The 10846-nt window shown below is 66.4% G+C and carries 12 protein-coding genes; 8 read left to right on the top strand and 4 right to left on the bottom strand.

What is annotated here, in order from left to right; genetic code table 11:
- The first annotated feature begins 917 nt into the window (after window positions 1-917).
- The 3 genes from ttcA to A7D17_RS15840 all read left to right on the top strand — a co-directional run bounded on the left by ttcA (window position 918) and on the right by A7D17_RS15840 (window position 3913).
- Complete coding sequence (gene ttcA / locus A7D17_RS15850) at window positions 918-1832, top strand: tRNA 2-thiocytidine(32) synthetase TtcA (protein ID WP_064509971.1); 915 nt, start codon at window positions 918-920, stop codon at window positions 1830-1832.
- Window positions 1833-1892: 60 nt separating this feature from the next.
- Window positions 1893-2798: a recombination-associated protein RdgC gene (locus A7D17_RS15845; RefSeq protein WP_029218276.1), complete on the top strand. Its 906-nt coding sequence runs from the start codon at window positions 1893-1895 to the stop codon at window positions 2796-2798.
- Between the two features lie 329 nt (window positions 2799-3127).
- Window positions 3128-3913: a YgjP family zinc-dependent metalloprotease gene (locus A7D17_RS15840; protein ID WP_064509970.1), complete on the top strand. Its 786-nt coding sequence runs from the start codon at window positions 3128-3130 to the stop codon at window positions 3911-3913.
- A 146-nt stretch (window positions 3914-4059) separates the two neighbouring features.
- Here A7D17_RS15840 and A7D17_RS15835 read toward each other — a convergent pair whose 3' ends face one another.
- The 3 genes from A7D17_RS15835 to hemH all read right to left on the bottom strand — a co-directional run bounded on the left by A7D17_RS15835 (window position 4060) and on the right by hemH (window position 6343).
- A complete protein-coding gene (locus tag A7D17_RS15835; RefSeq protein ID WP_064509969.1) occupies window positions 4060-4377 on the bottom strand; it encodes a hypothetical protein in 318 nt (105 codons plus the stop codon).
- A gap of 113 nt (window positions 4378-4490) precedes the next feature.
- The gene (locus A7D17_RS15830; protein ID WP_064509974.1) at window positions 4491-5375 is read right to left on the bottom strand and encodes an alpha/beta fold hydrolase; all 885 of its coding nucleotides are present in this window, start codon (window positions 5373-5375) and stop codon (window positions 4491-4493) included.
- A gap of 2 nt (window positions 5376-5377) precedes the next feature.
- Window positions 5378-6343: a ferrochelatase gene (hemH, locus tag A7D17_RS15825; RefSeq protein ID WP_064509968.1), complete on the bottom strand. Its 966-nt coding sequence runs from the start codon at window positions 6341-6343 to the stop codon at window positions 5378-5380.
- A gap of 153 nt (window positions 6344-6496) precedes the next feature.
- Between hemH and A7D17_RS15820 the strand changes: the two genes are divergently transcribed.
- The 5 genes from A7D17_RS15820 (at window position 6497) to A7D17_RS15800 (ending at window position 9703) form a co-directional block, all read left to right on the top strand.
- Window positions 6497-7402, top strand: a complete 906-nt coding sequence (locus tag A7D17_RS15820) for a lipid-binding SYLF domain-containing protein (RefSeq protein ID WP_064509967.1) — start codon at window positions 6497-6499, stop codon at window positions 7400-7402.
- Window positions 7403-7475: 73 nt separating this feature from the next.
- The gene (gene tatA, locus A7D17_RS15815) at window positions 7476-7709 is read left to right on the top strand and encodes a Sec-independent protein translocase subunit TatA (RefSeq protein ID WP_064509966.1); all 234 of its coding nucleotides are present in this window, start codon (window positions 7476-7478) and stop codon (window positions 7707-7709) included.
- Between the two features lie 15 nt (window positions 7710-7724).
- Window positions 7725-8345 carry a Sec-independent protein translocase protein TatB gene (gene tatB, locus A7D17_RS15810; protein WP_064509965.1) on the top strand — a complete coding sequence of 207 codons (621 nt, stop codon included), beginning with the start codon at window positions 7725-7727 and terminating at the stop codon, window positions 8343-8345.
- Window positions 8342-9079: a twin-arginine translocase subunit TatC gene (tatC, locus tag A7D17_RS15805; RefSeq protein ID WP_064509964.1), complete on the top strand. Its 738-nt coding sequence runs from the start codon at window positions 8342-8344 to the stop codon at window positions 9077-9079. Before tatB ends, tatC begins: the two co-directional genes overlap by 4 nt.
- 54 nt (window positions 9080-9133) lie before the next feature.
- Window positions 9134-9703 (top strand): hypothetical protein, encoded by a 570-nt coding sequence (locus A7D17_RS15800; protein ID WP_239692226.1) that lies wholly within the window; start codon window positions 9134-9136, stop codon window positions 9701-9703.
- Between the two features lie 220 nt (window positions 9704-9923).
- Here A7D17_RS15800 and A7D17_RS15795 read toward each other — a convergent pair whose 3' ends face one another.
- On the bottom strand, window positions 9924-10823 hold the full coding sequence (locus A7D17_RS15795) for a BPSS1780 family membrane protein (protein ID WP_064509963.1): 900 nt from the start codon (window positions 10821-10823) through the stop codon (window positions 9924-9926).
- Window positions 10824-10846 lie beyond the last annotated feature (23 nt).

Genomic DNA, 10846 nt, shown 5'->3' with positions numbered 1-10846 from the left:
TTTTTTTGTTGGCGTCGTAGACCTTGAACGCGAGCGGGTTGTCGGAGTCGCGGCCTTCGAAGCCGATCTTGCCGATGCCGGGGAAATATTCCTTCGCGCCGATGTAAACGGTGTTGCTCATGGGGTGGGCTCCTGCAAAAAGGGGGATGTCATGGGGGAGAGGGATGGCATAGGCACACTGCGACGCCGGAACGCGCAACGACCAGTCGCGCCGCGTCGCTGCAGCGCAGCTGTGCATGTGGGTACTGCTACACAATGCCCAAAATGTTAGCGCTACCAAAAAGCCGACTGAAAAAAGCCGCGCCATACAGCGAAGCCGAAGGTGTCATGCCGATCCCAGCTGAAACGGTCCTGCGGACTTTACCCAGCCCGCCGCCGAAAGGCTTGCTGCGCTGCGAGATGCGAGCTGGTCCATGGCTGTCGGATGTGGGGATACCGTTGATGTGCGTTGGCGTGCTGCCCTCACCCGCCCTTCGGGCACCCTCTCCCGCATGCGGGAGAGGGGAGCATCAAGAGAGGGGAGCATCAAGAGAGGGGAGCATCAAGAGAGGGGAGCATCAAGAGAGGGGAGCATCAAGAGAGGGGAGCATCAAGAGAGGGGAGCATCAAGAGAAGGGAGCATCAAGAGAAGGGAGCAGCAGGAGAAGGGAGCATCAGGAGAAGGGAGCAGCAGGAGAAGGGACCATCAAGACAGGGAGTCGCCAGGAGAGAAAACTGCCGGGAAAGAGTTGGGGGAGGCGCTCTCCGTCGACGAGGGCTTGCGTCCTTCCCCCGTTCACGGGGGAAGGTGCCCGAAGGGCGGATGGGGGCAGCCACCTCTGGCCTCACGACCCAATCCCAATCCCAATCCCAATCCCAATCCCAATCCCAATCCCAATCCCAATCCCAATCCCCCCGGCCGCTACAATGGGCGGCTCATGACCGCTGTCCTGCCGCTGCCGCAACCCCTGGCCGACCCCGCGCCGCGCGACCCGCGCCAGCGGTTGCAGCGTGATCAGCTGCGCCTGGGCAAACGGCTGCAGCGCCAGGTGGGCCAGGCGATCGCCGACTTCGGCATGATCGAGGCCGGCGACAAGGTGATGGTGTGCCTGTCCGGTGGCAAGGACAGCTACACCTTGCTGGACATGCTGCTGCACCTGCAGCGCAAGGCGCCGGTGCCGTTCACATTGGTGGCGGTGAACCTGGACCAGAAGCAGCCGGACTTCCCGGCCCATGTGCTGCCGGCCTACCTGCGCGAACTGGGCGTGCCGTTCGACATCGTCGAGCAGGACACCTATTCGGTGGTCAGCCGGGTGATCCCGGCCGGCAAGACCCTCTGTTCGCTGTGCTCGCGGCTGCGGCGTGGTGCGCTGTATGCCTATGCGCAAGCGCATGGGGTGACCAAGATCGCGCTCGGCCACCACCGCGACGACATCGTCGCCACCTTCTTCATGAACCTGTTTCACCACGCGCGCCTGGCCGCGATGGCGCCCAAGCTGCGCAGCGACGACGGTGCGCATGTGGTGATCCGCCCGCTGGCCTATGTGCGCGAAGCCGATATCGCCGCCTACGCACAGCTGCGGCGATTTCCGATCATCCCGTGCAACCTGTGCGGCAGCCAGGAGAACCTGCAGCGCCAGCAGGTCGGCCGCATGTTGCAGCAGTGGGACCACGAGCAGCCCGGCCGGGTCGAGCAGATTGCGCGCGCGCTCGGCGACGTGCGCCCCGAGCAGCTGGCCGACCGCACGCTGTTCGATTTCATGCGCCTGGGCCTCGCGCCAGACGCAGCCACGGTCGCGCATGCGTCCACCGCCTGGCACGCCGCCGGCGACACCACAGACGATAGCGACTGACGCGCCCGCCCGGTCGCCATCGGTCTTCCACCTCCACGTTTCTCTTCTTCGGTCTTACGCATGTTCTTTCGCAATCTCACCCTGTTCCGCTTTCCCACCACGCTGGATTTCACCCAGATCGAAACGCTGCTGCCGCAAGTGCAGCTCAAGCCGGTCGGCCCGCTGGAAATGAGCTCGCGCGGCTTCATTTCGCCCTTCGGCCGCGACGAGCAGGAAGTGCTCTCGCACCGACTGGAAGACTTCCTGTGGCTCACCGTCGGTGGCGAGGACAAGATCCTGCCCGGTGCGGTAGTCAACGATTTGCTCGAGCGCAAGGTCGCCGAGATCGAGGAAAAGGAAGGCCGCCGCCCCGGCGGCAAGGCGCGCAAGCGTTTGAAGGACGACCTGATCCATGAATTGCTGCCGCGCGCCTTCGTCAAGAGCTCGCGCACCGACGCCATCCTGGACCTGCAGCATGGCTATATCGCGGTCAACACCTCCAGCCGCAAGAGCGGCGAGAACGTGATGAGCGAGATCCGCGGCGCGCTCGGCAGCTTCCCGGCGCTGCCGCTCAATGCCGAAGTCGCCCCGCGCGCCATCCTCACCGGCTGGATCGCCGGCGAGCCCCTGCCCGAGGGCCTGAGCCTGGGCGAAGAATGCGAGATGAAGGACCCGATCGAAGGCGGCGCGGTGGTCAAGTGCCAGCATCAGGAGCTGCGCGGCGACGAGATCGACAAGCACCTGGAAGCCGGCAAGCAGGTCACCAAGCTGGCCCTGGTGATGGACGACAACCTGTCGTTCGTGCTCGGCGACGACCTGGTGATCCGCAAGCTCAAGTTCCTCGACGGCGCGCTGGACCAGCTCGAACACAGCGAGGACGACGGCGCGCGCGCCGAACTCGACGCACGCTTTGCGCTGATGAGCGCCGAAATCCGCCGGCTGTTCCTGCTGCTGGAAACCGCGTTGAAGCTGAGCAAGGCCGAGTAACCCGGCCTGGAGCCGTAGCGTCGTTGAGGCGCGCTCCGGGGTTTCACGTCAGGGCGTTGGACGAGGCGAAAGCGCACTGCCTTCGCCAGTTCCGGGACACGCGTGAATCCATCCCTGCAGGCCCCCTGGCGGCATCCATGCCGCCAGGGATGCCGCAATCTGCAAGGACACGGCTCCTAAAGTGGTCGCGTACGGACGGGAGCGGAGTCGGTCGCGCCAACCTCGTTATGGGCAACGTCGCTGCGTTAGCCGCTCCAAGTCGCGCCAGCATCGAATGAATCGATCGCCCTGTCTCACCACCTGACACATCGCGGCGCTATCCTGTGCGCATGTTCAAGCCCGTCCGCCGCCTGATCGCGCCCACCCCGCACGTCATCGAACGCGATTGCTTGCGTGTGCAGCTGGACGGCAGCGAGATCGACGTGTTGCGCGTGCGCGACCCACGTGCGCGGCGGATCAAGCTCAGCGTGGACGAGCGCGGCGCACGGCTCACCCTGCCGCTGCGTGCGAGCCTGGTGGCCGGCGAGCGCTTCGTGCACGCGCATCTGGATTGGCTGGGCACCCAGCTGTCGCGTTACCAGCAGGTCGATGCATTTCCGGCGCTGCAACGTGGCGTGCCCGGGCTGCTGCCCTTGCGTGGCGCGCTGCTGCCGTTGTCCTGGCACGAAGGGCGCTACGCGCGCATCGAACTCGATGACGACGGCGCGCACTTCCATGTGCCGGCACGGCTGGGCGAAGCCGGCCTGCGCCGCACGCTGAAGGAATTCTACGAAGCGCAGGCGCGCGCCGACGTCGGCCGCTGGCTGCCCACCTATCTGCCCGGGCTGCCGCGCCCACCGGCGCGCCTGCGGCTGAAGGTGATGTCTTCGCAGTGGGGCTCGCTGGCACCGGACGGTTCGATGGCGCTGGATCTGGCGTTGGTGCTCGGCCGCTCCTCGGCATTCGAATACGTGCTGGTGCATGAGCTCTGCCATCTGCTGCAGGCCAACCACTCGCCGGCGTTCTGGGCCGAAGTGGAGCGGCGTTTTCCCGCCTGGCGCGACGAGCGCAGCTATTTCCACGACCAGGGCCGCCAGCTCAAGGCGCAGCTGCGGCGGTTGCTGCAACCGACCTAGCCGATCGGTGTGCTCCGCAAGGCGCAATTCAGCCAGTGCGCAATGCCGAGTGCGTCAGGTTTGCACAAGGCCGGACGCGTCCTCGCCCCGGCACAAGGGCGTCGCATTGCACGGCTAGAGTGCCGTCGCACTGCGTCCGCCACGCGTTAGCGCCATTGGTAGGATGCCGCCCTGGCAAGCTGCCTGCAGGCCAGCGGCGACAGCCAGGCGTAGCGCTGGGCCAGCGCCGTCTCGGCAGCTGCAGTGCCCGTCTGGAGCGTGCACGTCGTCGTCCAATGCTCGGCATGGCAGGCCACCGCCCAGAGTGCGTCCAGCAACCGGCGATCGTCCGCATCCAGGGGTGGTGCCGCACGCACCGTGTCGAGGAAGGTCCAGGGTGAACTCCACAGGTCGAAGCCCTCGATCGCCACGAGCAACTGCACGGGCTGACGCGTCACGCGATTTCCCTGCCGGCGTGCTGCCATGCAGGCGTCCTGTCGCCACCCGGCGCGCACCTGCAGCCATCGGGCGCGCCGAGGGATGGTGCAGCTGCCGGGTCAGCCAATGGCAGCATCACAGGCACCAGTGCCCGTACACGTCATCTCTCGCTGCATGTGCGTGGCGATGGCAATGGCAATGACGCCAGAAACGCATTGATCACCGCCGCCACCGGCTGCGGTGTTTCCATATGCACATGGTGCGTGCCCGGCAACAGTTCCAGGCGCGCGTCCGGCACCATCGCCACCCGGTGATCGCGCAGCGCATCGGAAAAATACGGCTGTGCCGGCGTGGCGAAAATCGCCTGCGTCGGGCACCCGATGGACGACAGCACTGCGTCGATCTGCGCTTCGGTCATGCGGATGGCAGTGGGCAGGGTCAGGCGTGGATCGGTGCACCAGCTGTAGCCGCCTTCGACCACGCGCAGGCCGCGCTCCACCAACAGCCGTGCCGCCGGCTCGGTGAGCTGATTGGCCATCATGCGAGCACGGATTGGCGCTTCCATCGAACCAAACACCCGCAACGGCCGCTGCGACAGGCTACGGGTTGAGCGCACCGAATCGCGCAGCCGTTCGGCAGTGCTTTCCACCGGCTCGGCCAGGGCGCCCAGGGCCTCGATGACCACCAGCGCCTCGATGCGTTCCGGCGCAGCGGCGGCCATCAGGCTGGCCACCCCGCCGCCCAGCGAATGGCCGAGCAGGGTAAACCGCTCCCAGCCCAGCGCATCGGCCACCTGCAGCAGATTGTGAATGGCGCTGCTGAGCGTGTATTCGGCGCCCACCGGCAGCCACGCGCTATGGCCGTGGCCGGGCAGGTCCAGCAGCACCAGATCCAGGTCCGGCGCCTGCAGGTGCGCACTCAACGGCACGAAGCTGGCCGCATTGTCGAGCCAGCCATGCAATGCCAGTACCCGGCGCTGTCCCCGCTCGGTGTTGCGCAACCCGGTCACCTGGCCGATGGCCAGTTCGCACGCAAACGGCTCCAGCCTCACGCGCGACGCACCAGTGCGGCCAATGCCTGCGCATGTGCCGGGGTGGCGTTGAGGCAGGGGATGTAGCTGAGCGTGGCACCGCGTTCGGCCAGGGTTTCGGCAAAGCCCAGCGCCACTTCTTCCAGGGTTTCCAGGCAATCGGTGGCAAAGCCCGGGCACACCAGGTCGAAGCTGCGCACACCGCCTTCGGCCAGTTTCCAGAGCGTGGGCTCTGCATATGGCTGCAGCCAGCGCTCGGAGCCGAAGCGCGACTGGTAGCCCATCTGCCACTCGTCCGCGCCCAGGCCCAGCGCGGACACGATCGCCTGCGCGCTGCGCTCGCACTGCTGCGGGTACGGGTCGCCCGCATTGGCCACGCGTTGCGGCAGGCCGTGGAAGGAGAACATCAGCTTCTCGCTGCGCCCGTGTACCTGCCAGTGCGCGCGGATGGAATCGGCAATCGCCGCCACCCAGCCGGCGTCCTCGCAATAGTCCTGGATCACGCTGACCTCGACCTCCGGTGCGCTGGGCCGCCATGCATCCACCACGTCCTGGATCGAGGCGGTGGTGGTGGTCGAATACTGCGGATACAGCGGCAGCACCACGATGCGTTTGATACCGCGTGCGCGCAGGCCATCAAGCGTGTTGCGCAGCGCCGGCTCGCCGTAGCGCATCGCCCATTCCACCTGCCAGTCGGGCATGACGTCCTTCAGTCCCTCGGCCAGGCGCCGGGTATACACCGCCAGCGGCGAGCCGTCCGGCAGCCAGACCTTGGCGTATTTCTCGGCGGACTTGGGCCCGCGGATCGGCAGGATCACCCCGTACAGCAGCGGTTTCCAGAACAGCGGCGGAATCGCGACCACGCGGCGGTCGCTGAGGAACTCGGCCAGGTAGCGGCGCACGGCCGGCGCGGTGGGCGCTTCGGGCGTACCAAGGTTGACGACCAGCAGGGCGGAATCGGGTGTCGTGTTCATGCGCACCATTCTGGCAGAGCCGGGCAACCCTGCCGACAAAAGCGCGCCGATCGGTGCAATCGGCGCCATCTTGGGCGCCGATTGCGCTCACCACCGATTCATTGCGCCACCACTACCGTCGCGCCATTGCTATCTTTGACGGATCGCCCCTTGGAGCTTGTCATGCCTCGTTTGTCGCGCCTGGCCCTGTTGTTGTCGCTGACCCTTGCCGCCGGCCATGCCGTTGCCGGCCCGGAAGAGGACCAGCGTGCGCGTAACGCGGTGCGGGTGCTCAACGAGATCATGAAGATTCCCGAGCAGTCCATCCCGGACAAGCTGCTCGACGAGGCACGCGCCATCGTGGTCATCCCCGACACGCTCAAGGCCGGCCTGGTGATCGGTGGTCGCCGCGGTCATGGCCTGATGTCGATGAAGAATGCCGACGGCAGCTGGTCGCAGCCGGTGTTCGTCAAGCTCACCGGCGGCAGCATCGGCTTCCAGGCCGGTGTGCAGTCCTCCGACGTGGTGCTGGTGTTCCGCAACGACCGCAGCCTGGACAACATCGTCAACGGCAAGTTCACCCTGGGCGCCGATGCCGGCGTGGCCGCAGGCCCGGTGGGCCGCAATGCCGCCGCCGCCACCGACGGCCAGCTCAAGGCCGAGATCTGGTCGTGGTCGCGCGCCCGCGGGCTGTTTGCCGGTGTGGCGCTGGATGGCGCGGTGCTGCAGATCGACGATGCCGCCGACCTCAACGCCTACGGCGGCGGCGCCACCCCGCGCATGATCTTCGAGGGCCGCACCAACGAGCGCCCCTCCACCGACGTGGTGGCCTTCCGCGACCGTCTGGAAGAGGTCACCTACACCGCACGTGCCAATCGCAACAGCGATGGCGACGACAGCGACAGTGTGCCGCCTCCGCCGCGCGCAGCGACCACCACGCAGGCCCCGGCGCAGCCCGCACCACCGCCGCCGGCCAACGCCGCCAGCACGGTGCCGATGCAGCCCGCCGCCACGCCGCCGGCCCAGCAAGGCTTCCAGCCGGTATCCGAGGGCGAGATCCGCACCGAGTCCCTGGACGGAACGCGCTGACCGACTGTCATCCCCCTGCGCGGTGCGCTGGGGTATCCTGCGTCTTCCTTCTTTCTCAGCAAGCGAGCAGATCATGGGCGGTTTCAGCATTTGGCACTGGCTGATCGTGCTGGTGATCGTGTTGCTGGTGTTCGGTACCAAGCGGCTCACCAGCGGTGCCAAGGATCTCGGCAGCGCGGTCAAGGAATTCAAGAAAGGCATGCACGACGACGACAAGCCGGCCGGCAAGCTCGGCGACGACTCCCGCACTGCCGAGCAGACGCGTGAGGCGCAGGCCGAACGCGACCGCGACCGCGACGCGCGCTGATCCGGAGCAGCGTCGGTGTTTGACATTGGTGTTGGCGAACTGACGCTGATCGCGATTGTTGCCCTGGTGGTGCTCGGTCCCGAGCGCCTGCCCAAGGCTGCCCGCTTTGCCGGGCTGTGGGTGCGCCGCGCGCGTGCGCAGTGGGATTCGGTCAAGCAGGAGCTGGAACGCGAGCTGGAAGCCGAAGAGCTCAAGCGCAGCCTGCAGGACGTGCAGGCCTCGCTGCGCGAAGCCGAAGACCAGCTGCGCAACACGCAGCAGCAGGTCGAGCAGGGTGCGCGCACGCTGCATGACGATGTCAGCCGCGATATCGACATCCGTAGCAGCGCCACGCCGGCGGCCACGCCGCTGGAGCTGGCGCATGCGGATCTGGCGGCAGGCGCGGGTGGCGAGTTGGCCGCCGACGCAGCAGATGCTTCCGATCACGCGGCTGCCGCACCCGTCATTGCGCAGGCGCAGCCGATCGCCCCGGCGCCGCACCAGACGCCGGTACCGTCCCCGCACGACACGCTGGTGCCCGCACCACATGCATTGCAGAGCACCAGCGCACAGGCGCCGGTAGGCGCCGTGCCGAGCGAGTCGCGCACCGCGCCGGCGCCGGCTGCACCGAGCCCCCTCCAGGAGAAGCAGCCGTGAGCCTGTTCGACGATGCGCAGGCCGAAAGCAGTCTGATCGAGCATCTGGTGGAACTGCGTGCCCGTCTGGTGCGCGCGCTGATTGGCCTGGGCGTGGTGCTGCTGATCCTGCTGCCGTTCTCGCGGGCGATCTATTCCTGGCTGGCCGCGCCGCTGATCTCGCAGCTGCCGCTGGGGCAGACCATGATCGCGATGAATCCGGCCGGCGCGTTCTTCGCGCCGCTCAAGCTCACCTTCTTCGTGGCGGTGTTCATCAGCGTGCCGTGGCTGCTGTTCCAGGCCTGGGCGTTCGTGGCGCCGGGGCTGTACCAGCGCGAAAAGAAGCTCGCGTTCCCGCTGCTGGCCTCGGCGGTGGCGCTGTTCTACATCGGCTGTGCGTTCGCCTATTTCCTGGTGTTGCCGGCGGTGTTCCACTTCCTGACCACGTTCAAGCCGGACGTGATCGCCATCACCCCGGACGCCAATTCCTATCTGGATTTCGTGCTGGCGATCTTCTTCGCCTTCGGCGCGAGTTTCGAGCTGCCGGTGGCCTTGGTCATCCTGGTCCTGCTGGGCTGGGTCAGCCCCAAGCAACTCAGCGAGGGCCGCGGCTACGCCATCGTCGGCATCTTCGTGCTGGCCGCCGTACTCACCCCGCCGGATGTGGTCTCGCAGCTGATGCTGGCCATCCCGATGTGCCTGCTCTACGAGCTGGGCATCATCGCCTCGCGGGCGGTGGGGCCGAAGAGCGCCTGATTCGCGCTCGGTCTGCGAGCTGATCTGGGAATGCAAAGAACCAGGTCAGAGCAGGTGTTCGAAACATTCTGCGCGCACCATCGGCTGAACTGCCAACGGATTGTCGAGACATCCAGCCGTACGCCCGACTATCACGTGTGGCTTGGCAGCACGTTGGTGGCGGTGGAGATCAAGCAGATCGAGAGTGATCGCGGAATCGATCCGGATGACGTGTGGTCCAGGACGATCGGTTGGCATGTGCGCCAGAAGATTGTTGAAGCGCGGGGACAACTCCGCGCTGCTGCCAGTGTCGGTATGCCGACGGTGTTGCTGATTTACAACGCCGTCGATCCACTCCAGCTATTCGGCACCGAACAACACGACTTCGTCAGCGCGATGTATGGCGAGCTGACGGTACGCATCGATACCTGCGGTAACGCTGCGAGTGACCTCTTCCACGGCCGTAATGCCACCTTGAGAGAGAATGCCAATACGTCCTTCAGCGGCGTGGGACACCTGCGCGAAACCCGCTCCGGTGCAGAGGTGATCATTTACGAGAACGTATTTGCAGCGCATCCATTCTCGTTCGGCGACATACCCGACTGCATCACGGCCGTTCGCGTGGAGCTCAATCGGACAGACTGACACCACGCAGACAGATCGAATTCCGTAGATGCAGAGCCGATCTACGATACAAGCTCCAGGCTCCAGGAGCGCATGGGCTTCTTGCATCTGCTCCGATGATCAGTCGGAAGGCATGCCGCTGTTGGGCGGCCATGTCCAGATGCAAGGGGCGCAGCCGGGCGCGACGGGCGGTCCCAGGAAAGCTTCGTCGCGCCCAGGTGCGCTCCTACGGCTCGCAAGATCAAGCCGCAAACACATCCGGCCGTGCGGGCTTGATCGGCTGGGCGGCGGCGCCTTCGTGGGTGAACATCTGCTTCCACGCAGCGTAGACCGAGCCGGCGAACACCGGCATCAGCACGGCCATCAGCAGCAGCTGGGCCAGCCACATCGCCACGGTCTGGCCGGCCACCAGGCCGACGATCAGCGCCACGATCATCACCGCGAAATAGATCGCGAAGATGGCGATGAAGGCCAGCACGAAGAACACCAGCATCGCCGGCAGGTTGTGCAGGCTGGCGCGCAGGCTCTCGCGCAGCGCGTGGCCGCCGGTGCTGCGGTCGAACATCACCTGCGGCGGCATCACGAACAGCGCCAGCGTCATCGCCGCAAACGTGGCGATAGTCAGCAGCAGCCACAACAGGATGCGTCCGGCCGGCAGGCTGGCCGCAAGCTGCTCGATCTGCACCGGGTCCGGCTGCGCGCCGGACTGGCTGATCTGGTTGATCTTGAGCATCACCTCGGACAACTGCTGCAGCCCGCTGGCGCCGATCATCACCAGCAGCAGCACGCCCAGCAGCAGGCCGGCGATCAGCTGCGGCAGCAGCGACACCAGCAGGTGCGGCGCGCGGCCGTCCTGCAGGCCGTGCAGCAGATGCGACGGTTTGGCGATGCGGCCTTCGTCCACTTCGCGGATCGCCCACAGCAGCCCGCCCATGAACAGAGGGCCGGCCAGCACCAGCAGGAACTGCAGGGCCGGGCCCAGCAGCGGCACCAGCACCGACAGCGACACCACCAGCGAGGCGGCCACGCTCCAGATCACCCCCAGCGAGCCAAGCGCCAGCGGCGCCCGCTTCAACAGCGAGAAACCGGTCAACAGCCATTCTGCGCCGGCAGATGCCGGCACCTTACGAATTTCGCTCATTCCCATTCCGGATCGATACGCGC

The sequence above is a fragment of the Xanthomonas floridensis genome, from assembly GCF_001642575.1.
Taxonomy (GTDB): Bacteria; Pseudomonadota; Gammaproteobacteria; order Xanthomonadales; family Xanthomonadaceae; genus Xanthomonas; species Xanthomonas floridensis.
Note: the sequence above shows the minus strand (reverse complement) of the source record. Positions and strands in the feature narration are given on the sequence as shown.